Source organism: Billgrantia tianxiuensis (genome assembly GCF_009834345.1).
Taxonomy (GTDB): domain Bacteria; phylum Pseudomonadota; class Gammaproteobacteria; order Pseudomonadales; family Halomonadaceae; genus Halomonas; species Halomonas tianxiuensis.
Genome location: NZ_CP035042.1, coordinates 3,076,086 through 3,096,975, shown reverse-complemented (window position 1 = coordinate 3,096,975; position 20,890 = coordinate 3,076,086). Strand labels below are relative to the sequence as shown.

At 63.2% G+C, this 20,890-nt stretch carries 22 protein-coding genes; 14 read left to right on the top strand and 8 right to left on the bottom strand.

The genetic code is table 11. The annotated features are described in order from the left end of the window. The first annotated feature begins 294 nt into the window (after positions 1 to 294). The 11 genes from EKK97_RS14480 (at position 295) to EKK97_RS14430 (ending at position 8,930) form a co-directional block, all read left to right on the top strand. The gene (locus tag EKK97_RS14480) at positions 295 to 1,245 is read left to right on the top strand and encodes a glycosyltransferase family 2 protein (RefSeq protein ID WP_159552927.1); all 951 of its coding nucleotides are present in this window, start codon (positions 295 to 297) and stop codon (positions 1,243 to 1,245) included. A 13-nt stretch (positions 1,246 to 1,258) separates the two neighbouring features. After that, complete coding sequence (locus tag EKK97_RS14475) at positions 1,259 to 2,452, top strand: CDP-glycerol glycerophosphotransferase family protein (protein WP_159552925.1); 1,194 nt, start codon at positions 1,259 to 1,261, stop codon at positions 2,450 to 2,452. A gap of 301 nt (positions 2,453 to 2,753) precedes the next feature. Continuing rightward, on the top strand, positions 2,754 to 3,173 hold the full coding sequence (locus tag EKK97_RS14470; RefSeq protein ID WP_159552923.1) for a hypothetical protein: 420 nt from the start codon (positions 2,754 to 2,756) through the stop codon (positions 3,171 to 3,173). Further along, positions 3,170 to 3,925 carry a hypothetical protein gene (locus tag EKK97_RS14465; RefSeq protein ID WP_159552921.1) on the top strand — a complete coding sequence of 252 codons (756 nt, stop codon included), beginning with the start codon at positions 3,170 to 3,172 and terminating at the stop codon, positions 3,923 to 3,925. Before EKK97_RS14470 ends, EKK97_RS14465 begins: the two co-directional genes overlap by 4 nt. Before the next feature lie 469 nt (positions 3,926 to 4,394). Further along, entirely contained in the window at positions 4,395 to 4,964 is a 570-nt protein-coding gene (locus EKK97_RS14460) for an NAD(P)-dependent oxidoreductase (protein WP_159555807.1), read from the top strand. A gap of 1 nt (position 4,965) precedes the next feature. Next, on the top strand, positions 4,966 to 6,168 hold the full coding sequence (locus EKK97_RS14455; protein ID WP_159552919.1) for a glycosyltransferase family 4 protein: 1,203 nt from the start codon (positions 4,966 to 4,968) through the stop codon (positions 6,166 to 6,168). Continuing rightward, positions 6,119 to 6,532 (top strand): hypothetical protein, encoded by a 414-nt coding sequence (locus EKK97_RS14450; RefSeq protein ID WP_159552917.1) that lies wholly within the window; start codon positions 6,119 to 6,121, stop codon positions 6,530 to 6,532. Before EKK97_RS14455 ends, EKK97_RS14450 begins: the two co-directional genes overlap by 50 nt. A gap of 73 nt (positions 6,533 to 6,605) precedes the next feature. Then, positions 6,606 to 7,067: a hypothetical protein gene (locus EKK97_RS14445; RefSeq protein ID WP_159552915.1), complete on the top strand. Its 462-nt coding sequence runs from the start codon at positions 6,606 to 6,608 to the stop codon at positions 7,065 to 7,067. Beyond that, a complete protein-coding gene (locus EKK97_RS14440; protein WP_159552914.1) occupies positions 7,064 to 7,336 on the top strand; it encodes a hypothetical protein in 273 nt (90 codons plus the stop codon). The genes EKK97_RS14445 and EKK97_RS14440 overlap by 4 nt, the downstream gene beginning before the upstream one ends. Positions 7,337 to 7,446: 110 nt before the next feature. Then, positions 7,447 to 8,097, top strand: a complete 651-nt coding sequence (locus EKK97_RS14435) for a sugar transferase (protein ID WP_159552912.1) — start codon at positions 7,447 to 7,449, stop codon at positions 8,095 to 8,097. Further along, a complete protein-coding gene (locus EKK97_RS14430) occupies positions 8,094 to 8,930 on the top strand; it encodes an aldolase/citrate lyase family protein (RefSeq protein ID WP_201296896.1) in 837 nt (278 codons plus the stop codon). The genes EKK97_RS14435 and EKK97_RS14430 overlap by 4 nt, the downstream gene beginning before the upstream one ends. A 125-nt stretch (positions 8,931 to 9,055) precedes the next feature. On the opposite strand, the gene EKK97_RS14425 is transcribed toward EKK97_RS14430, so the two are convergent. The 6 genes from EKK97_RS14425 to leuS all read right to left on the bottom strand — a co-directional run bounded on the left by EKK97_RS14425 (position 9,056) and on the right by leuS (position 15,281). Further along, a complete protein-coding gene (locus EKK97_RS14425) occupies positions 9,056 to 9,481 on the bottom strand; it encodes a DUF488 domain-containing protein (protein ID WP_159552910.1) in 426 nt (141 codons plus the stop codon). Between the two features lie 25 nt (positions 9,482 to 9,506). Continuing rightward, the gene (locus EKK97_RS14420; protein WP_159552908.1) at positions 9,507 to 10,457 is read right to left on the bottom strand and encodes a PA2778 family cysteine peptidase; all 951 of its coding nucleotides are present in this window, start codon (positions 10,455 to 10,457) and stop codon (positions 9,507 to 9,509) included. An 11-nt stretch (positions 10,458 to 10,468) separates the two neighbouring features. Beyond that, entirely contained in the window at positions 10,469 to 10,861 is a 393-nt protein-coding gene (locus EKK97_RS14415; RefSeq protein ID WP_159552906.1) for a PA2779 family protein, read from the bottom strand. Positions 10,862 to 11,043: 182 nt separating this feature from the next. Beyond that, on the bottom strand, positions 11,044 to 12,102 hold the full coding sequence (gene holA / locus EKK97_RS14410; RefSeq protein ID WP_159552904.1) for a DNA polymerase III subunit delta: 1,059 nt from the start codon (positions 12,100 to 12,102) through the stop codon (positions 11,044 to 11,046). Positions 12,103 to 12,181: 79 nt separating this feature from the next. Beyond that, positions 12,182 to 12,676 (bottom strand): LPS-assembly lipoprotein LptE, encoded by a 495-nt coding sequence (locus EKK97_RS14405; protein WP_159552902.1) that lies wholly within the window; start codon positions 12,674 to 12,676, stop codon positions 12,182 to 12,184. Positions 12,677 to 12,698: 22 nt separating this feature from the next. Then, positions 12,699 to 15,281 carry a leucine--tRNA ligase gene (gene leuS, locus EKK97_RS14400; RefSeq protein ID WP_159552900.1) on the bottom strand — a complete coding sequence of 861 codons (2,583 nt, stop codon included), beginning with the start codon at positions 15,279 to 15,281 and terminating at the stop codon, positions 12,699 to 12,701. A 208-nt stretch (positions 15,282 to 15,489) separates the two neighbouring features. On the opposite strand from leuS, the gene EKK97_RS14395 reads away from it, so the two are divergent. Beyond that, a complete protein-coding gene (locus tag EKK97_RS14395) occupies positions 15,490 to 16,005 on the top strand; it encodes a zinc ribbon-containing protein (protein ID WP_159552898.1) in 516 nt (171 codons plus the stop codon). A 4-nt stretch (positions 16,006 to 16,009) separates the two neighbouring features. Here the strand turns inward: EKK97_RS14395 and EKK97_RS14390 are convergent, their stop codons facing one another. Together EKK97_RS14390 and EKK97_RS14385 are read right to left on the bottom strand one after the other, a co-directional pair. Beyond that, on the bottom strand, positions 16,010 to 17,338 hold the full coding sequence (locus EKK97_RS14390; RefSeq protein WP_159552896.1) for a hypothetical protein: 1,329 nt from the start codon (positions 17,336 to 17,338) through the stop codon (positions 16,010 to 16,012). 58 nt (positions 17,339 to 17,396) lie between these two features. Beyond that, a complete protein-coding gene (locus EKK97_RS14385; RefSeq protein ID WP_159552894.1) occupies positions 17,397 to 18,287 on the bottom strand; it encodes a LysR family transcriptional regulator in 891 nt (296 codons plus the stop codon). A 398-nt stretch (positions 18,288 to 18,685) separates the two neighbouring features. Between EKK97_RS14385 and leuC the strand changes: the two genes are divergently transcribed. Both leuC and leuD read left to right on the top strand, forming a co-directional pair. Then, entirely contained in the window at positions 18,686 to 20,131 is a 1,446-nt protein-coding gene (gene leuC / locus EKK97_RS14380) for a 3-isopropylmalate dehydratase large subunit (protein WP_159552892.1), read from the top strand. A gap of 3 nt (positions 20,132 to 20,134) precedes the next feature. Next, positions 20,135 to 20,788 carry a 3-isopropylmalate dehydratase small subunit gene (leuD, locus tag EKK97_RS14375; protein ID WP_159552890.1) on the top strand — a complete coding sequence of 218 codons (654 nt, stop codon included), beginning with the start codon at positions 20,135 to 20,137 and terminating at the stop codon, positions 20,786 to 20,788. The last annotated feature ends 102 nt before the right edge of the window (positions 20,789 to 20,890 follow it).

Here is a 20,890-nt window from a genome sequence, read left to right as displayed (position 1 = left end):
CGTCTATATGGCGATTCGATCGCTCTTTCATGTTGCAGGAAGATGACAAAAAGATATCAGAAAAATGATATACGCAGCCGTGAGCGATATATGTGATCTTGTGTAACTGTGATGGCTGTTTCGCTGCCAGGCGCAATCATTGGATCACATTGCCGCTCAGTGCAGGAGAAACAAGGACAAAGAGAGCGGCATGGAGAAAGCCCCAGAACTCCTGGGCGGTAGCGTGGCAAATAGTCGGATATTGTTTCAAAATGTATCTGCGTTACTAGATACTTTGCCTTGGGAGATGACCCAATGGTGCATGTGACCCCTCCATTTTTCTCGGTCGTAGTGCCCGTCTATAACAAGGCCGAATACTTGGAGGAGGCGCTCGAATCTCTCTATGCCCAGCGCTACACCAACTTCGAGATCATCGCCGTGGATGACGGTTCTACGGATGGCTCCATGGAGATACTGGAACGTCATCATGCCCAGGGTAATATTCGGCTATATCGACGAACACGTCCTGGTCCCGGTGGCTATGCGGCAAGAAATCATGGCGCGCGCATGGCACAAGGTCGATGGTTGGTCTTTCAAGACGCCGACGATTGGTGTTCGAGTGACCATCTGGCTGAGTTCTACTCCAGTATCGTGAACACCCAAGGCCGAGGCATCAAGCTTTATGTCAATGCCTATGCCAAGCGGTGGGGGGATGTCATTCAACCGGCGGTCGCGTTTCCCCATCATGGGGAGTTGAGTCGGCAGCAGGGCCTCGAGCTTTTCTCACGCTCTGACTACATCCACATGAATGGAGCCTGCATAGACAGACGGGCTTTCCTGGATAGCGGCGGGTTTCCAGAGGGTATCTACCGTAGAGGCGGCGATGTCTACTACTGGATACGACTATTGGCTTCGATGCACAGGACGCATTACAACCGTAAAGTTACCAGCCACTGGAAAATAGATAACTGCGGAATCAGCAATAACCTTAACAATCTCATCAATACCCACCCAGCAAGAGATGCCTTGGGAGCGCTACCCCATGAGCTGACGTGGAAGGAAGCCTATTACGCCAAGAAGGCTGTCAACCGAAAGCTGATCTCCTGGGGGGTGGAAAAGAAACGCCATGGCATGGCGATTGCCGAGGATATAAAGTCCCTGCATCCCGAAGCCCTTTCTTTGAAACAGGTACTCCACTGTCTTACGCTGATGCTGCCTGACAATTTGTTCGCACATTGTCGAACGCTGGTAGGAAAGGCGTTGTGAAAAGGCCGTGACAATGCTTGCTCTGGTGCGACGCGGATTGACTGCGACGGTGTTTCTCCCCTTGGTGATGCTATCGTTCGTGGTGAGAAAGGATAGCTCTATATGGGTGTTCGGGGCGTGGAACGGTATGCAATATTCCGATAATCCACGCTATCTCTTCGAATCGCTGAGTGACCGGGAAAGTACCATCCATCCGGTGTGGATATCAAAATCCCACGAAGTGGTCGAAAAAGTGAAGTCGCACGGCCATCTGGCCTATCATTGGCTATCGCTGAAGGGAATCTTTTACTCGCTTCGTGCGAGCGTGGCCGTGGTCAGCCATTCAGCGGATGATGTCAACCCATTCGCTTCATACCGTGCCAAAGTTTTCAAGATCACGCATGGTACGCCAATGAAACGCATGGGGAGGGACAATGAAGCAGCCTGCCCCGGTTACCTGCCGCGAGGCTTTTACGATTACGTCCGATCCATCAGTCCACAGCGTAAATCACCCGTCATCGCCTTCGTTTCCTCCGAGCTTTCCAAGTGTCGCTTCGAGAGTGCCTATCGGGGCAGTTCCATTACCGTCGTCAATTCCGGCTACCCACGCTGGAAGGGGATCGTCGAGAGCCAAGGAATTCTTTGGCAGGTGATCGAGCGCGAGACGGGTATCCGCCGCGACGGTCGGTTCAGCAGAATCATCATGTACGCTCCAACGCGCCGCGCCAATCGTTCGTTCCAGCTAAAGTTGGGGCCGGATTTCGTAGACTTTGTCCGAATGGCGAATGAGCAGGACTATTTCGTCGTGCTGAGACCCCACCCCTCCCTGCTGATCGACATGGATGCCGAGGCCGGGCCGGAGCTGTCGAAGCTGGGCTTCCTGGAAGTTACCTGCCAGCAGATAAACGATATCAACTCCACGTTGCAGGATGTCGATGTACTGCTTACCGACTATTCGAGCGTGATCTACGATTTTTGCATCTTGGGACGTCCCTCGTTTCTCTATGCACCCGATCTCGAGGAGTATCTCGCCAGCGATACCGGGCTCTATGCGGCATATGGAGAAACGGAGCCCGCTCTGAAAGTCGACTCCCTGGCAGCGGTGCTGAATCCCGAGGTGCTGGAAGAAGCCGTGGCCAGGGCGGAACGCTTCCAACGGCTGCACGGCGGGGGAGATGGGATGGAAGCCTGCAGCACGATCGTGAAAAGAATCAAGGAACGGATCTAGTCGGAGGCTGCATGGACATCGGTGTTTTCCAGGGTGATGTACCTCGAACGGGTCGCATCCTTGCCGTCTCCGGGGTCGATGGTGCCGGGAAGTCGACCGTCGTGGAACGGCTCGCTGCGCGTTTGGGGCTACGGGGCGGATTGCACGAGTCAGCGCTGGCAAGCCGCAAGCGGCCTGGCTCGAGACGCTACGGCGCCGATGGCGTAACGGGGACGACACGGGGGAAGGCGGCGAGAAGAGTCGGGGCCAAGGCGGGTGCAAGGTTCGCCTGCGAGATGCGCTGTCCAGCCTGGTGCTCGCCGTGCTGCGCTGGCGCCTGTCCCGGCACGCGCGCCGTCTGGCCCGAGCCGGCGTTACCGTGGTGGCGGATCGTTGGCCGACGCTCGAGTACGGCAAGATGGATGGCCCCAGGATCGCCACGGGGCTGCCGGGGTTAAACGGTGCCGTGCTGCGGCTGCTGGCCGGTTGGGAGAGAGCCATCTATCGGCGCATCGAGCCAGCCGATATCGTCTTTCACCTGGTCGTGGACGAGCAAACGGCGATTGCCCGCAACGCGGCGCGGGTCAAGGCGGACAAGGAGAGCACCCAGGATATCGTGCGACGCTTCCGCGACAACCTCGACTTCCAGCCCATTGCGCACCGGGTCGAGCGCATCGACAACCTGGGTACGCTTCAGGAAGTCCTGGCGGTTGTCGAACGCCACCTGGAACAAGATCGATGATGGCGCCCTATATCGAGGCATTCGGATGCCCTGCGGTCGGCAAGAGCTACGTGACCGGGCGGCTGCTGGCGCTTCCCGAGGTGCGTCAAGCGGGCGTCCAGAGCGAACTCTTTCCCATCTCCAGGGGCCAACGGTTGTCCAGGGTACCCAGGAAGCTATGGCTCATCCTGAGCTATCTGCCAACCCTGCGCAGCGAATGGCGCCGGCTGACCTCGCTCGTTTGGCACACACCTTGGGTCAGTTTGCCGGAAGCGGGCCGCGCACTGTTGAACTGGATCCAACTGCTTTCAATGCTCCAGCGGCTGCACCGCCATGAGGGCGCGATTCTGCTCTGTCAGGGCGTCTTCCAGGCCATCTGGTCGCTGCGTTTCCGTACCAGGTCGGCAGGCCCGGCCTTTCCCTTGCAGGATTGGGTCGCGCTGACGCTCTCTTTGCTGCCCCCGCGGCCGATCGTCGTACTGCATGTCGTGGCCGGGGCGGAGGCGATTCGCCACAGGCAGCACAACAGGATGGGTGGGCAGAGCGTGCTGGATAGGCGGCACTCGGCCGTGCACAGCCCGAGCCAAGTCGTGCAAGAAGTGCTCGATGCCATTCGTGCGCTGGAATCGGCAGGCAAGTTGCGTGTGGTCACGTTCGATAACAGCGCCGCCAGCCTGTCCAACGAGGCGCTCTGCGCGCTGGCCCTGACCCTGGGACTGGGGCAGCCGTCGAGGCCGGATCTGGTACAGACCTCTTCCGCTGGGGTGGTGTAACCCAATGCTGGGCTGCTGAACCCGGTCAGAAGCGTGGCCTGGCGATCATGTTCCTCCCGATGGCTTCGAGGTGCGTCATGAAAGTGGGTCTCTGCTTTCCTTCACAGAGCTATGACGATTGGGAGCGGAAGATACGCTCGACCCTGACCGGGCTAGTGCCTGAGCTGACGCTGCTCGATTGCAGCAGGCCGGGCTCGCTGTGCGACCGTACGCCCGAGGTCGTGGTGGGGCACGAGGGCGGAGCGCTCATCGCTGATCTGGCGGCTCCTCCGGTGTCTCTGCGCTGGGTGCAGATCATGAGCGCCGGTGTGGATCGTCTCCTCGCAGCCATCGGTAACGATCCGGTGGCGTTTCGCATCACCAACGTGCGCGGCATACATGCCCGCGCCATGACGGAGTACCTGCTGGCGGTACTGCTGCACTTCGAGAAGCGGATTGGCACGTTCGTCGAAAACGCAGCGAGTGGACGCTGGGAGAGGCCGGTCCTGGGCCAGCTGTCCGGCAAGCGTCTGCTGGTATGCGGAGCGGGGGAATCGGCCTCCCCGTGGGGGCCGTGTTCGATAGCCTGGGGGTGTCGGTCGAGGCCATCGCACGGGGGACGGGGCCACGGGCACCGTTCCGGTATGTCCATCGCCTCGATGCACTGGCCGAGGTGATCGGTAGCTTCGATTACGTTTTTTGTGCCTTGCCGCTTACCCCCGAGACCCGCAACGTCTTCGAGCGCAACGTGATCGAGGCCATGAAGCCCGGTGCGATCTTCGTCAACGTTGCCAGAGGCGAACTCTTGGATGAAGAAGCGTTGATCGAAGCCCTGCATGCCGGACGCCTTCGCGGAGCGGTCCTGGATGCGTTTCGCGAGGAGCCCCTGCCGAACGATTCGCCCTTGTGGACCGCGCCGAATCTGCTTATCACGCCGCATGTTGCGGGTCGCTTCGACTCGGGCCATGAGCTTGGGTTGGCGGTACTCAGGGATAACATGGCCGCCTATCTCGCAGGAGCGCCGTTGCTTACGGAAGTCTTTCCGCAGCGAGGTTATTGACATGTCGAATGGCTCCGGTTTCGAGCACTCCAGTTTCGAGCACCTTGGTTTCGAACAGAAGGACATCCTGTTCATCGCGGCCAATACGCGATCGTTGGCGGTCAATCGGGGGGCGCTGATCCGTGATCTGCAGGAGCGTGGACTCAGCGTCGGTGCCCTGGTGCCAGACGAGGATTTTCTGCCGGAGGTGCGGGCATTGGGAGTCACCACCTGGCGCTACCATCTCGAGCGACACAGCATGGGCCTGCGAGGGGAAATCGCGCGCTTTCTCGAGTTGCGTCGGCTGATCCGGGCCATTGCACCACGTGCGGTGTTCGCCTATTCCGTCAAGCCGATCGTGCTTGGCATCCCGGCGGCAAGATTGGCGGGAGTGAGCGAGACCTATTGCCTGGCGACAGGACTCGGCTATCTCTACGGCTGGCAAGATCGGCGCACGCGCTTGATCCGTGCCATGGTCGGTCTCTGCTATGCCCTATCGGGTGGCTTGAGCCGAACGTTCTTCTTTCAAAATCCCGATGATCGCGACGAACTCCAGCAGAGTTTTCTCTTTCGTCGCGTCACACGCAGCGTGGTGGTCGATGGCTCTGGGGTGGATCCCGACGAGTATCCCTTTAGCGAACCGTCTTCCGCTCCGCTTCGTTTTCTCTTCATGGGACGCTTCCTGGAGGAGAAGGGCATTCGCGAATTCGTCGACGCGGCGCGGCGGCTCGCGCCGGATCATCCCGAGGTGGAGTTCATCGCCTTGGGCGATGTCGACGAAACCACGGTCAATGCGATTGGCACGGCTGAGGTAGCGGCGTGGCGCGAAGAGGGACATGTCACGCTTCCCGGCAAGGTTCGCGACGTGCGTGGCCATCTGCGTGCCGCATCGGTGATGGTGCTGCCTTCTTACTATCGCGAGGGGATCCCGCGCAGCCTGCTCGAAGCCATGAGCACGGGGCGGCCGATCATTACCTGCGATTCGCCAGGCTGCCGCGAGACTGTGGTGGAGGGGGGCAACGGCTGGCTGGTGCCCCCGGGCGATGCCGAGGCGCTAGCTGAGCGGATGCATGCCTTCATCCGCGATCCGAGCCTGGTCGGGCGCATGGGGCGAGCGGGTAGAGCCTTGCTGGAGGAGCGTTTCACCACCGCGCGCGTCAATCGGCAGATGCTCGATGAAATGTCGATCGCCCAGGTCGCGCGACCGTTGGAGGGTATGGCATGAATCCACACGACCAGGCAGCGCGCGGGGGGCGGGGCAGGGAGGTACGCCAGCCAAGCTCGCGCTGCTCGAAGCCCTGAAAGATACGATTCCCGACGGCACTCGCTGGGCCCTGCGCGGCGGCAAGAGCGGCCTTGCCGCCTGGCTCGCTGCCGACACGGTCAAGGATCTCGATCTTTGGGTCCACAGCCAGGACATACGCCCTTTCGTCCGTGCCCTGGCCCCCATTGCGGTAGGCACCGTCTCGCTGGAGTCCGACCCCCGCTGGTTGCGACACCTCGTGCTGGTGATGCCGCAGCGCTTCGGGGGCAACTGTTGGACATCACCTACGGAGACCTCAGAGTCGGGGGGCGCTGACCTGTCGTGAAGCGCTGATCCAGGTGCGTCCCGGTCGTCATGGCCCAGCGCTCAGCGGTGTGGCAGCGGTTTCCGACCTGTTGATGCGCAAACTGCTGCGTGGCAAGACGGTCAGCCCGAATCGCCTGGCCGAGTCCTGCCTGCAGTGGCATTCGGCTCCGGTCGGGCAGCGTGAGGCATGGCTTGGGGATCTTCGCGCAACCTTCAACACGGCGTTGCCTGACCGGGTCCAGGCGATCCTGTCCGGACGCCGTATCACTGGCTTCGTGCGTGCCACGTTCCTGCTGAGGGCAGGATGGGCCTCTCTGCGCGACGGCGGCGTGCCGCTTGCGTTTCGCCGTCGCCGCCGGTTCGTTCTGGGGCTCCGGCACCGGGTGCTGTTGAAGCGGCCGGTCGCGCCAGTGCTCTTCGAGGTGAGTGGCGAAGAGGCCGCCATGCTCGCAGCGCATATCGAGATGGTGCTGGCCGGCATGGGCGTGACGACGCAGCGCGTCGCCTCCGTCGCCGTTGGTCCTGCCGCCCTGTGGAGGCGAGGGGGCGGTTGATCAAGGCCGGGCTTTATGGCCATGCCGTCATCCTGTTCGCCAGCGACGAGACCCGGCTGCCGTGGATGGCGCGCCTGTGCGGTAAGCCGATCCTTGTCGATGCGCATGATGGAGGCGGCGATATCGTGAAGCGCTACTGCCTGGCTGCGCACCGCTGGTATATCGACGACCCGATGTTGGCGGGTCAGTTCGCCGGCGGTGAAAGCGCCATGGCGGAACGGCTGCTGCAAGCGGTATCGCCCCTCTCGAGCCAGCCATCCCACTCCTGATCGTCCACCGGACGCACACCGTTTCACCGTGAACCCGGCGCGATTCTCCACATGAGAGCCGCGACTGCGGCGACGCCAGGTGTCGGAGTCACTTCGTACAGGTAAGCCTCATGAATGCCGCCATCAAACGCAGCATCGATATTGCCGTATCCGCATCGGCCTTGCTGGTTCTGGCCCCGCTACTGGCGCTGATAGCGCTGCTGATCCGCTGCGATTCGCCGGGTCCGGCACTGTTCATTCAGCGTCGCGTAGGACGAAACCTTGCGCCATTTCGCATTTACAAGTTTCGCACCATGCAGCAGCGCGATGCCGCGGCGATCGACCCGCTGGCCGAAGGAGTGATTCGCTCGGGCCAGGATCCGCGCATTACCCGCATGGGGCGCTATCTGCGCGCGACGAGCCTCGATGAGCTTCCCCAGCTCTTCAACATCCTCAAGGGTGACATGAGCCTGGTAGGCCCTCGCCCGGTACTGATCGAGCAGGTCGAGGCCGTGCCGGATGAATACATGAAGCGTTTCACGGTGCGCCCAGGGCTGACGGGACTGGCCCAGGTGCAGGGACGCCGCAGCCTCGGCTGGCTGGAGCAACTGGCGCTGGACGTGCGTTACACCGAGCGGGCCAGCGTCGGGTTCGACCTGTGGCTCATGCTGGCCACGGCCTATGTCGTGCTGACCTTCAAGGATATCTACGGCAGCACTGAACGGAACTGGCGCCAATACAGGAAGAGTCGGCGCCAACATGACGTGGGGGAAGCCAAGTGAAACACTTGCACACCATGCTGATTACCGTCGTGCCTGAAATTGCCCTGCACGCCCAGGCCTGTGGCGTCGATACCCTCTTCATCGACATGGAGACTCGCGGTAAGGCTGAGCGACAGGGACATCTGGACACTCACAAGAGTGCGCACACCTATGCCGATGTGGCGCGTATCTCTGCCGTGCTCACCACGGCGGAGGTGATGGTAAGGATCAACCCACCCTGGGAGGGTACTTCGGCAGAGGTCGATGCGGCCATCGACGCCGGCGCCCAGCGGCTGATGCTGCCGATGTTTCGCAGTGTTGCCGAGGTGGTCGACTTCAAGCGCGCCGTGGCGGGGAGGGTTCCGGTCACGTTGTTGGTGGAGACGGCGGCGAGTCTGGCGCGCCTGCCGGTGATCCTGCCGCTGCTGGATGGCGAGGACCGCGTGCATTTCGGTCTCAATGACCTGTGCATCGACATGCACCTCGATTTTCTCTTCGAGGTGCTGGGGGGGCGTCTGCTCGACGGCCCGGCGGCGCTCTGCCGCGAGGCTGGGGTCATCTTCGGCATTGGCGGTGTCGGCAGTATCGGTCAGGGCACGGTGCCAGCGGAGTGGATCATCAGCGAGCATGCCCGGCTCGGGTCGGAGTGGGTCATCCTGTCGCGGGCCTTTCACGGCGGGGCGGAGAGCTTGGCCGTTCTCACGTCCCGTCTGGACCTGTCTGCCGAGTTGAATGCCTTACAGCGCTGCTATCAGGAGTTCACCTTGACCGTGCCGAGCGTTCTCGAGGCGAACCAGGCAAACCTGGCGCTGCGTGCCGCAGCCGTCAATATCCAGCCGCAGAAGGTGGCGTAAACATGGGCGGTTGACGATTTCCTGCCTGGGTGAATGGAATCCGGCCATTGCCATGAACGAAAAAACGCCTGACGGACTTGCTCCGTCAGGCGTTTTTTCGTTCATGGCGGGAGAAGAAGATACGCTCACTCCTCCTTGAACTGGTGCCGGTAACACGGCGGCGAGGCAGGCTCGAGGTCCCCCATGTCCTCATCTCGCAGTGCCTCCAGCAGGGCCTGCTGCAGCAATGGAAGGTAGGATTCTTCCAGGTTGCGTGCGGCGGAAAGCAGCGTCAACTTGCCCTGGCGGGCATAGCGCATCAAGGGTACGAGACTCGCCGGATCGTCGCGCAGCTCGCCGCGATAGCGCACGGCAAAGACAGCCGGACTGATCTCGCCCTCGTGGAGCTGCCGCCGCAGCAGAGGCGAGGGTGATGCATCACGATACCACTCGGTTAGATCGAGGCTCTCGCGACGTTTGCCGCGAGGCCAGAGGCGATCGACCAGAACCCGGGCGCCGTCGGTGGGTTCGCTCGGGCTGTAGATTCGCTTGAGTACGATCTCGTAGCTCACACCGTCTCCCTTTGCTGTCGAAACGCTACAACCGTTCCAGGGCCTCCCTGGCGCGTGGCTGCCAGTGTCCGGGCAGCTCAGCGGCACGCCCCAGTGCCTGGCGGGCCTCGTCGGTTTCCCCTTGAGCCAGCAGCACCAACCCGAGGTTCAGCCATGCTACGCCCAAGTCGTCTCGGTGTGCCACTGAAGTACGAAATGCCTCGATGGCGCCTGGTGTATCTCCTGTCGCGTAGCGGGCGTTGCCCAGGGCAAAGTGGCCCATGCCGGAAGCGGAAAAGCGCGCCGTGAAGGCTTCCCAGGCGGGCAACGTGGCGCCGGCTCCCTGAACCTGTTCGAAGGCAGAGATGGCCTGTAGGGCACGCTGCTCATTGACACCGCTGGGCAGTTCGCCGGGCGACAATGCGACGAAGGCCCAGCGATCGCTGCGCGCCCAGGTTGCATCGAAGCGGCGAAACGATTCGATGCGTTCCGCTTCCTCACCGCTGTGCAGGATCAGCTCACTAGCCTCCAGATCGTAGCCGATGGCGACGGCGTAATGCCACATCGGCCAGGCCGGCAGCGAAAGGTTCTGCATGACCACCACCGGATGGCCGGCGGCGATTTCGGTAAGCAGGGCATCGAGACTGTCGTTCAGAACGTAGGGGATGCGGCCATGGCGCCTGACGGTGGCGAGCATCTCGGGCTGTACGCTGCCCTCGCGGCCGGGGATGAACACCTGTGGTATCAGGCGTTCCATGGCCACGTCCACGCCGTCGTGGTTGAGCACCATGGCCAGTGAGGCGGGACCGCACTGGTATTCGCGCTGGGCGTGGAAGGGTACGCCTTCGATCATTGCCCCTCGCGGCAGAGTTTGCTCGGTGCTTTCGGCGAGGCGCGGCGTGGCGGCACAACCCGTCAGCATCAGCAGCCACAGGCTCAATAGAAGAACGCCCGCTAAGCGGGCGTTCTTGCAGACTGGCTTGAAACGGCCTTGCATGACGTTTCCCATCAACGTGTGAAGGGGAAGACGTTGGTCAGACCCAGGATATCGGTGACCAGCAGGACGAGGAAGACGAGCAGCAGGGCGCCGACGACACTGGCGCCGGCGGGCAACTGGTCGAGCTGCTCGGCCATCTGACGAGCCTCTTCATCGGAGAGTGCGGCCACGCGGGCTTCGACTTCGGCCAGGTCGACGCCCTGGGCGACGAGCTGCTCCTGGACCTCGGCCCGGGACAGGATCTCGTTGATGCGCTCCCGGTGGGCATCGCCACGCTCTGCCGAGAGAGCCGCCTGGGTGGAGACCAGTTCGCTGGTGGGAAGCGGGGCGGCCGAAACCGATACGCTGCCGAGCACCAGGGCCAGGATCAGCAGGGGACTGAGAAAGCGGCGGAGAGTTTTCATGATCAATATTCCTTCTTCTTGGGAAAAGGCTTCCGGCTCTTGAATGATCCAGCGCTCCCGGTTCAGTGAGCGCAGTCGTCCACGTGCTCCAACGATGCTTTATAAGTATAAGCAGAAAGCGCGTGAAATTTCATGCCCTTGCATAATCCAATATGCGAGATTCCGGAGCGGGGGCGGCCACCTCAACCTACACGGTAGGAAGAAGGCAATTCGGCAAGCAGGCCGCGGCCACCGGCCAGCGTCAGGGCCAGGTCGTGCAGTCCCTCCCACAGCGGCAAGTTGGCGGCTCCCTTGATCGAGAGGTCGAGGCGCTGGGAAAACAGCAGCAGCTTGTGTAGGCGTTTACGGGGCAGACGGCCGATGGCCTGCTGGTAGGCGGGGCGGCGCTTGTCGAAGATGGCCGGTTTTTGCGCCTTGCAGGCGTGTTCGAAGCTCTGGCCCTGATCGAGGTGCTGATGCAGCGACAGCAGGGTGCGTAGCTCACGATTCAGCGCCCACAGCACGATGGGGGCCTCGACGCCTTCGCCACGCAGGCCGTGAACGATGCGCGAGACGCGCTCGCGTTCGCCCTTGAGGCAGGCATCGGTCAGGGTGAAGACGTCATAGCGCGCACTGTCCTCCACACCACCCGCAATCTGGCTGGGGCCGATGCGGCTGCCGGGTGGCAACAGCAGGGCCAGCTTCTGCAGCTCCTGGTCGGCCGCGAGGAGGTTGCCTTCGGTGCGCTCGCCGAGCAGCCGGGCGGCATCCAGGTCGAGTGTCAGACCGTGGCGCTCGGCGCGGTCGCGTAGCCAGAAGCCAAGTCGCGCCACGTCCACCGGCCACACCGGGACGAACAACCCGAGCTTGTCGAGCGCCTGGAACCAGGCGCTCTTCTGCTGGCGGTAATCGAGCTTGCCCATGCTGACGAGCAAGACATTGTCGCGGTTGCCCGGGGCGTCGGCGTACTCCTTCAGCGCCTTGGCGCCCTCCTGGCCGAGGTTCTGGTTGCCCAGGCGCAGCTCGATCAACTTGCTCGAGGCGAACAGCGACAGGCTGGCGGCCGCCTCGCGCAGTCGCCCCCAGGCGAAGTTGGCTTCCACATGAAGAATGTCCCGCTCTTCGATGCCCCTCTCACGGGCCGCACTGCGTACGGCATCGCAGGCTTCCATGTGCTGCAGCGGCTCCTCGCCGGCCACGATCACCACCGGGGGCAGTTTCTTGGCCAGCGCTTCCGGCAGCTTGTCGGCAAAGACCTTCATGAGAGTGCCTTCATGAACCTATCTGAATGGAGTGCCTGCTGGATAAAACTCGCACGATTGAGATCACGGGAGCGCGTTTTCACGAGCCGTCGGTCAGTGAGCGCAGACGCTCGAACAAACGACGCTGGGCCTCCTGGCGCAGCTCCTGGCGTGCTTCCTCGCGGAGTTCGTCCTGGGCCAGCAGGTTGTCGTCGCTGACGGTGAAACGGGTCGATACCTCGAGGCGCTGTTCGGAGAGCCGATAGGCACCGTCGCTACGCCGTTGTACCGAGAAGGGCACCGTGAGCGACATTTCCCGCTCCTGCGGGCCGCTGTCGAGAACGCTCAGCTGGCGCTCACGGAAGGTCTCCGGGCCGAGGTTGAGCACCAGTGGGGCGTTGTCGTGCACCTGGGTACCGACTGCCACCAGGCGCTCTTCCACCAGGCGGGCCAGTTCACTGTCATCTCCCGCCAGAGCGAGTTCTTCCAGGGCCAGTCCCGGCGTATCGAAGCCGCGCAGGCGAAAGCCGCAGCCGGTCAGTGCCATGGCCGCTCCGGCGGCCATGGCAAGGTTGAGAAATTCGCGTCGCTGCATGAGGGCTCCCGTTCGGTCTGCGTCAGCTCACCACGATATTGACCAGTTTGCCCGGTACCACGATCACCTTGCGTACCGTCTTGCCCTCGGTGTGGCGCTGGACGTTCTCGGCGGCGAAGGCTTCGGCTTCAATGGCTTCCTTGGGTGCCTCGGCGGCTACCTCGATGCGGGCGCGCAGCTTGCCGTTGACCTGTACCACCAGCTCGATGGTATCGCGTGCAAGCGCCGATTCGTCCACCTTCGGCCAGGAGGCATCGATGGCCGGCTCCTCGTGGCCCAGCTCGCGCCACAGCGCATGGCAGGCATGCGGCGTGATCGGTGCCAGCAGCAGCACACAGGCTTCCACGGCCTCGCGGACCACGGCCAGTCCCTGTGGCGAAGTATCCTCGAACCTGGAGAGAGCGTTGGTCAGCTCCATCACCGCCGCGATGGCGGTGTTGAAGGTGGTGCGCCGGCCGATGTCGTCGCTGGCCTTCTTGATCGTCTCGTGAGTCTTGCGCCGCAGTTCACGCTGGGTGTCGTTGAGTGCAGCGGTGTCCAGCTTGCCCGGCTGGCCGGCTTCGAGATGCTCCGCGACCAGGCGCCACAGGCGCTTGAGAAAGCGGCTGGCACCCTCGACGCCGGAGTCGGACCACTCGAGCGATTGTTCCGGCGGGGCGGCGAACATCATGAACAGACGCACGGTGTCGGCGCCGAAGCGGTCGATCATCGACTGCGGGTCGACGCCATTGTTCTTCGACTTGGACATCTTCTCGATGCCGCCCATCTCCACCGGCTGGCCGTCCTTGATCAGCACCGCGCTGACCGGGCGCCCCTTGTCGTCGCGCTGGACCTCGACATCGGCGGGATTGAACCATTCCTTGCCGCCGTTCGGTGTCGAGCGGTAGAAGGTTTCGGCGATGACCATGCCCTGGGTGAGCAGGCGCTGGAACGGCTCGTCGACCTTCACCAAACCCAGGTCGCGCATCAGCTTGGTGAAGAAGCGAGCGTAAAGCAGGTGCAGGATGGCGTGCTCGATACCGCCGATGTAGAGATCCACCGGCAGCCAATAGTCGGCACGCTCGTCGAGCATGGCTTCGCGATTGTCGGCACAGCAGAAGCGGGCGAAGTACCAGGACGACTCCATGAAGGTATCGAAGGTATCGGTTTCGCGCACCCAGCCGTCGCCCAGGTCATAGAACTCGGGCATGCGCTTCAGCGGCGATCCGCTGGCGTCGACAGTGACTTCCATGGGCAGAGCCACCGGCAGCTCGTCGTCGGAGAGCGGCACGGTCTGGCCTTCGGGGCCGTACTTGACCGGGATTGGTGCGCCCCAGTAACGCTGGCGGGCCACGCCCCAGTCGCGCAGGCGATAGTTGATCTTCACCTCGCCGCGACCCAGCTCGGCCAGCCTGCCGGCGATAGCTTCGAAGGCGGCATCGAAGTCCAGGCCGTCGAACTCGCCGGAGTTGATCAGCCGGCCGTATTCCACGTAGGCGCCCTCGGAAAGATCCGGGGCCTGGCCGCTCTCGTCACTGATCACCGCTTCAATGGGCAGGTCGTACTTGGTGGCGAACTCCCAGTCGCGCTGGTCATGGCCGGGAACGGCCATCACCGCGCCGGTACCGAACTCCATCAGCACGAAGTTAGCCACGTAGACGGGCACCTCGTGGCCGGTCAGCGGGTGCACGGCCACATGCCCGGTAGGCATGCCGCGCTTCTCCTTGGTGGCCAGCTCCGCCTCGGAGGTGCCGCCGCGCGCGCACTCCTCGCAGAAAGCGGCCAGTTCGGCGTTGCCTTCCGCCGCGGCCCTGGCCAGCGGATGGCCGGCCGCCACCGCCACGTAGGTCACGCCCAGCAGCGTATCGGGGCGGGTGGTATAGACCGACAGCGGCTCGGCGGCGCTGCCGTCCGCGTTCCTGATGTCGAAGCTGAGCTCCACGCCGCGCGACTTGCCGATCCAGTTGCGCTGCATGGTCTTGACCTGCTCGGGCCACTCGATCTTGTCGAGATCAGCGAGCAGCTCGTCGGCGTAGTCAGTGATCTTGAGGAACCACAACGGGATTTCCTTACGCTCCACCAGCGCGCCGGAGCGCCAGCCGCGACCCTCGATGACCTGTTCGTTGGCCAGTACGGTCTGGTCCACCGGGTCCCAGTTGACCGTGGACATCTTCTTGTAGACCAGCCCCTTTTCCACCAGCTTGGCGAAGAACCACTGCTCCCAGCGGTAGTAGTCGGTATCGCAGGTGGCGAACTCGCGGCTCCAGTCGTAGGCGAACCCCAGCGCCTTGAGCTGGCTGCGCATGTAGTCGATGTTGTCGTAGGTCCACTTGGCTGGCGGCACCCGGTTCTGAATCGCCGCGTTCTCGGCCGGCATGCCGAAGGCATCCCAGCCCATGGGTTGCATCACGTTCTTGCCTTGCATGCGCTGGAAGCGCGAGACCACGTCGCCGATGGTGTAGTTGCGCACGTGCCCCATGTGCAGCTTGCCACTGGGGTAGGGGAACATCGACAAGCAGTAGAACTTCTCGCGGCTGGCATCCTCCACCGCCTTGAAGCACTGGTTCTTTTCCCAGAAGTCCTGGGCGTCGCGTTCGATTTCAAAGGGCTTGTACTGTGCGTCCATCGGCTTTCGAAATGACCTTAGAGTGTGTTGGCGCGGGAGCGCCGTGCGGTTGCGCAGAAAATTGTCCGACGTCATTGCCGGCCGGCAGCCATACGATAAAACGTTGAACTGACGGCGGGATGGCGTCTAAATGGTAACCAAGGATACCCCAGTAGGGCAGGCCCGGCCATGCCCGGTCCATGCCGAAAACCGCTTCGAGGAGATGACCATGAGCGAACGTCCCGACTCCCATCGCGAACATCGGCTGCGTGAGGGCTACGAGCGCATGCTGGCCAGGCTGCGTGAGGGCGCCGACGACCTGACCTGGGAGAACCTGCAGCGGGAACTGGATGAGGCGGTCGAGTTCGAGGCCGAGCTGGAGGACTTCACCAAGGATGAACTCGCCTTGCTGCGTGCCTGGGTCGAGCGCGACCTGATGGACATGCGGCGCTACCTGCGGGCGGGTGGGCGCGGTGTAGCCGCTTGGCTGGGCATCGACCTCGACCAGTTGTCGCGCAAGGTGGTGGATTCGCTGTTCTCCATCGCCGACCGCAGCATCGTCGAGAATGCTCAACTCAACGAAGACCTGGAGGCGGCCCGGGCCGATTACTGCGAGGGTGAGGTGGCGGCACCCGGGCGCATGGCCTGTGTGCACTGCGATGCGGTCGTCGACCTGGAGGGTGTGACTCGCATCGAACCCTGCCACCAGTGCGGCCATCGCTATTTCTACCGCATCTCCCAATGAGCCTTTACAACCAGGCATCGAGCGTGAGTATGGCCACCACCACCAGGCCGCTGAGCAGCAGGGCGTACCCCACGTTGTGACGCATCATGCGATAGCCGCTGACGCCGTAGCGACCCTGCAGCGAAAGATTGATTCCCGACAGCGGCCCCACCGATGTGCCCACCGCCCAGGAGGCCAGGGCGGTAAAGGCGAACAGTGTCTGCTCGCTGCCACGCAGGTCCAGCATCGAGGCCAGCACCGAGACGCCGATGATCGGATGCAGCCCGGCTACGGCGCTGACGACGATGGCGAGAAAGCTGGTCACGGCCTGGGCCGAGCCGAAGTGAGAGAACAGCCGCCATTCACTTCCCGTCGCGGCGGCGACGAAGGTGGAAAGTCCCAGGGTCAGCAAACCTGCCGAGAGGAACAGGGCAATCTCGCCGCGCATCGCCGGCAGGCGCGTCAGCGTGTGCTGGCGCACACGGTGCAGGGTCCAGCGCGGCCCGGCCGGGAGGTTGCTGGCCAGTGCCACCGCCGGCAGCAGAAACGTGATGATGCTGACGATGCCGAGCCGAGGCGTGAGCTGAAAGTGAAACAGCATCACCAGAATGGCCATCGATACCGGCATCAGCAGGCTACGCGGCGAGAGCGAGAAACCTGACACCTCGGCCAAGTCGAAGCGCCGCGACAGTTCTAGTGTCGTCAGGAGACCGCTGAGCAGTGCCAGCGGCAGCCCCACTGCAAGGATGCGGGAGTATTCCATGCCCGGGGCCAGGGTCATCACCACGCCCATGGAGGCGAAGAAGGGCGACCACAGCGCGGCGCTGGAGAGTCCTCGGTTCAGTGCCAGCAGTTGGGGCGTGGTTAGCGGGCCGCGACGGGCCAGGCGGTCGCCGATCATGAACACCGTCGAAAGATTGAGAATGGTGCCGAGCAGATGGACGCCGAGCCAGGTACCCAGGGTGCCCCGGCGCCCCGTTATCGGGCGGCCGAGCGGTCGCGTCCTGCCGCTGCGGTTGCCGATCAGCCCGATGAAGCTGACCCCTACCAGCATGGCCGCCACGTAGGTGTTACCGCTGGTGACGGCTGGCCAGGCAATCTGCGCACCATAGTGCCAGCGTGCGATCACCAGCAGGGCGAGACCGATGATTGCCAATGCTCCGGCCTGCCAACGGGTTCGCCGGGGAATATCACGCCACAGTAGCAGCGTGGCCAGCCACAGGGCGTAGCCGACCCCGTGCGGAAAAGGTAGCGCCCCGGTAAAACCGAGGATTTGCTGCACCAGCCCAAGCAGGATCAACACGCCCGCCAGGGCATGGCGCGTCGATGTGGCAGGAGAGTCGGGAGAGGACACGGTGGTGTAGGGCTCCAGGTGGAGTCGGTCTGATTGTGAGCAGTCTAACAATGTTTTCTCATGTTCGGCGACTCGCCGCGTCACGCGCCTCCTCCAGCAGCGCCAGCATCGCCCGTGCGGCATTGGAAAGCGTACGGCTGCGGTGCACCAGATAACCCAGTGAGCGGGTGATGGTCGGATGCTCCACGTCGAGTTCGTGGAGCTCGCCTACTACCATTCGCTCCGGCAGCAGGCTCCAGCCCAGGCCGATGGCGGTCATCATCTTGAGGGTTTCGAGATAGTTGGTGGAGAGAGCTACCGGCAGCTCGAGGCCGGCAGCGGCAAAGCGCGATTCGATCAACGTGCGGGTGAAGGTCATGGGACCGGGCAGTACGGCATCGAAGGCACACAGTTCATGCAGCGTCAGCCGCCCATGGCCGACCAGCGGATGATCATGGGCGCAGACGAAGCACATCCGGTCGTCCCATACCGGTACCACCTCGAGCTGCGGGTCGGGGTGGGGGGCCAAGGTGACCACGGCCAGCTCCAATTCGCCGTCCAGTACCCCCTGATAGGCCAGCTCCGAGTCGAGAAAGCGCAGGTCCATGCGTACCTCAGGGTGGGCCTGGGTATAGCTCTTGAGCAGCGGCGGCAGGCGATGCAGGCCGATGTGATGGCTGGTGGCGAGGGTCAGGCTGCCGGCCACCTGACCTTCGAGATTGGTCAGCGCGCGGCGGCTGTCGTCTACCATGACGAGGATTTGCCGGGCGCGGGGCAGCAGCACCCGGCCCGCCTCGGTGAGGGTGACGCGGCGGCCGATGCGGTCGAACAGCCGCGCGCCGATCTGGTCTTCCAGGGTGGCGATGCGCTTGGAAACCGCCGGCTGGGTCAGGTGCAGGTGCTCGGCGGCGCGGGAGAAGCTGCCGCTGTCGGCCACGGCGAGGAAGGCTTGCAGGCTTTGGGTGTCCATCGTATCGCTTGTATTCCTATTGGGAATCCAATGAATAAATAACATGAATTGCTTTTATGGGCGAGCCGCGCAAGACTTGATGACACCAAAGAGAGCCAAGCGTGAATCACCAGTACGGATAAGCTTGGCGGCTGCTGCAACGTGAGCGGCGCCGGGAACAGGCCGAAGAGGAGGTCCGATGCCATGGGTGAGGAGCATTGCTCCGAACGGGCTGGCCATGGATGGCCAGCACCGGTCCTGCAAGCGGAGCAGGATGCGAGAGCGAAGCAGGGCATCGGTAGCGTACAGGGAAGTATTCACAGCGCCTCCTCGCAGGTCTGTTGCCGGTAAAGCCGCGGTGCTGGGGCAACTCGGGACCGACCGCATGAGAAAAGGGCCATAGAGCCCGGGAGAACGATATGGCAGGCCAGACGCTTTACGACAAGCTGTGGTCGCAGCACCTGGTGAAGGAGCGCGACGACGGCACCGCATTGATCTACATCGACCGCCAGTTGCTGCACGAAGTGACCTCGCCGCAGGCCTTCGAGGGGCTGCGCCTGGCCGGGCGCAAGCCGTGGCGTCTCGACGCCAACCTGGCCACGCCGGACCACAACGTGCCGACCACCGTGAAGGAGCGTGCCGAGGGCAACGCCGGCATCAAGGATCCGGTGTCGCTGATCCAGGTGCAGACGCTTGACGACAACTGCGTCGAGTTCGGCATCGAAGAGTTCAAGATCAACGACCCGCGCCAGGGCATCGTGCATGTGGTGGGGCCGGAGCAGGGCGCCACCCTGCCGGGCATGACCGTGGTTTGCGGCGACTCCCACACCGCCACCCATGGCGCCTTCGCCGCGTTGGCCCACGGCATCGGTACCTCCGAGGTGGAGCACGTGCTTGCCACCCAGTGCCTGCTGGCGCAGAAGATGAAGAACATGCAGGTGCGTGTCGAGGGCAAGCTCGGCACTGGCGTTACCGCCAAGGATGTAGTGCTGGCCATCATCGGCAAGATCGGTACCGCCGGCGGTACCGGCTATGCCATCGAGTTCGCCGGCAGCGCCATTCGCGACCTCTCCATGGAGGGACGCATGACGGTGTGCAACATGGCCATCGAGGCCGGCGCCCGGGTCGGCCTGATCGCGGTGGATGACACCACTATCGAGTACCTCGCCGAGCGCCCCTTCGCCCCGAAGGGCGAGCAGTGGCAGGCCGCCGTGGCGGACTGGCGCAACCTGGTGTCCGATGCGGATGCACGGTTCGACAAGGTGGTCACATTGGATGCCGCCGAGATCGAGCCCCAGGTGAGCTGGGGCACCAGCCCCGAAATGGTCACCGGCATCTCCGGCGAAGTGCCCGACCCGGCCGAGCAGAACGATGACACCGTCAAGCGCGGCTACACCCGTGCACTGGAGTACATGGGGCTCGCGCCCAAGCAGAAGATCACCGAGATCAAGCTCGACAAGGTGTTCATCGGCTCGTGCACCAACTCGCGCATCGAGGACCTGCGCGAGGCGGCCAAGGTGGCGCGCGGCAAGAAGGTAGCCGACTCCATCAAGCTCGCCATGGTGGTGCCGGGCTCCGGCCTGGTGAAGCGCCAGGCCGAAGCCGAGGGGCTCGACAAGATCTTCATCGAGGCAGGTTTCGAATGGCGCGAGCCGGGCTGCTCCATGTGTCTGGCAATGAACGCCGACAAGCTCGGTGCCGGCGAGCACTGCGCTTCCACCTCGAACCGTAACTTCGAGGGACGCCAGGGTTACGGTGGACGCACCCACCTGGTCAGCCCGGCCATGGCTGCGGCCGCCGCCATTGCCGGCCACTTCGTTGATGTGCGTCGTCTCGACGCCCAGCCCGTTGCAGAGGAGGCCTGAGCCATGAGGAAATTCGAACGCACCGAAGGGCTCGTCGCACCGCTCGATCGGGCCAACGTCGATACCGACCTGATCATTCCCAAGCAGTTCCTGAAGTCGATCAAGCGCACCGGCTTCGGCGTCAACCTGTTCGACGAGCTGCGCTACCTCGACGAGGGGCAGCCCGGTCAGGACGTTTCCCAGCGTCCGCTCAACCCAGATTTCGTGCTCAACCAGCCGCGCTATCAGGGCGCGAGCGTGCTGCTCGCGCGGCGCAACTTCGGCTGCGGCAGCTCCCGCGAGCATGCGCCTTGGGCACTGGAGGACTTTGGCTTTCGCGTGGTGATCGCGCCGAGCTTTGCCGACATCTTCTACAATAACGCCTTCAAGAACGGCCTGCTGTTGATCACGCTGCCGGAAGAGACCGTGGATCGCCTGTTCCGCGAGGTGGAAGCCAGCGAAGGCTATCGCCTCGACGTGGACCTCGAGAACCAGCGGGTGATCACCCCCGCGGGCGAGATCCTCGAGTTCGAGGTCGACGCCTTCCGCAAGCACTGTCTGCTCGAAGGGCTCGACGACATCGGCATCACGCTGCAGGACGAGGACGCCATTCGCGCCTTCGAGAAGAGGCATCGCCAGGCCCGGCCGTGGCTGTTCCGCGATACCGCTCAGGTCTGAACGCTCTTAACTTTGCATCTGTCGCTGGTGCGGGGCCGATCCCCATCACCCCGCGGGGCTGATCCGGCGGCAGGCCTGCGAGGAGGCGCTGTGAACCCGTCC

Excerpts from the sequence above, each read along its gene's own strand:
- EKK97_RS14480 (WP_159552927.1), top strand. The coding sequence starts at position 295 with ATGGTGCATGTGACCCCTCCATTTTTCTCGGTCGTAGTGCCCGTCTAT.
- EKK97_RS14475 (WP_159552925.1), top strand. The coding sequence starts at position 1,259 with ATGCTTGCTCTGGTGCGACGCGGATTGACTGCGACGGTGTTTCTCCCC.
- EKK97_RS14465 (WP_159552921.1), top strand. The coding sequence starts at position 3,170 with ATGATGGCGCCCTATATCGAGGCATTCGGATGCCCTGCGGTCGGCAAG.
- EKK97_RS14455 (WP_159552919.1), top strand. The coding sequence starts at position 4,966 with ATGTCGAATGGCTCCGGTTTCGAGCACTCCAGTTTCGAGCACCTTGGT.
- EKK97_RS14450 (WP_159552917.1), top strand. The coding sequence starts at position 6,119 with ATGAAATGTCGATCGCCCAGGTCGCGCGACCGTTGGAGGGTATGGCAT.
- EKK97_RS14445 (WP_159552915.1), top strand. The coding sequence starts at position 6,606 with ATGCGCAAACTGCTGCGTGGCAAGACGGTCAGCCCGAATCGCCTGGCC.
- EKK97_RS14435 (WP_159552912.1), top strand. The coding sequence starts at position 7,447 with ATGAATGCCGCCATCAAACGCAGCATCGATATTGCCGTATCCGCATCG.
- EKK97_RS14420 (WP_159552908.1), bottom strand. The coding sequence starts at position 10,457 with ATGCAAGGCCGTTTCAAGCCAGTCTGCAAGAACGCCCGCTTAGCGGGC.
- EKK97_RS14415 (WP_159552906.1), bottom strand. The coding sequence starts at position 10,861 with ATGAAAACTCTCCGCCGCTTTCTCAGTCCCCTGCTGATCCTGGCCCTG.
- holA (WP_159552904.1), bottom strand. The coding sequence starts at position 12,102 with ATGAAGGTCTTTGCCGACAAGCTGCCGGAAGCGCTGGCCAAGAAACTG.
- EKK97_RS14405 (WP_159552902.1), bottom strand. The coding sequence starts at position 12,676 with ATGCAGCGACGCGAATTTCTCAACCTTGCCATGGCCGCCGGAGCGGCC.
- leuS (WP_159552900.1), bottom strand. The coding sequence starts at position 15,281 with ATGGACGCACAGTACAAGCCCTTTGAAATCGAACGCGACGCCCAGGAC.
- EKK97_RS14395 (WP_159552898.1), top strand. The coding sequence starts at position 15,490 with ATGAGCGAACGTCCCGACTCCCATCGCGAACATCGGCTGCGTGAGGGC.
- EKK97_RS14385 (WP_159552894.1), bottom strand. The coding sequence starts at position 18,287 with ATGGACACCCAAAGCCTGCAAGCCTTCCTCGCCGTGGCCGACAGCGGC.
- leuC (WP_159552892.1), top strand. The coding sequence starts at position 18,686 with ATGGCAGGCCAGACGCTTTACGACAAGCTGTGGTCGCAGCACCTGGTG.
- leuD (WP_159552890.1), top strand. The coding sequence starts at position 20,135 with ATGAGGAAATTCGAACGCACCGAAGGGCTCGTCGCACCGCTCGATCGG.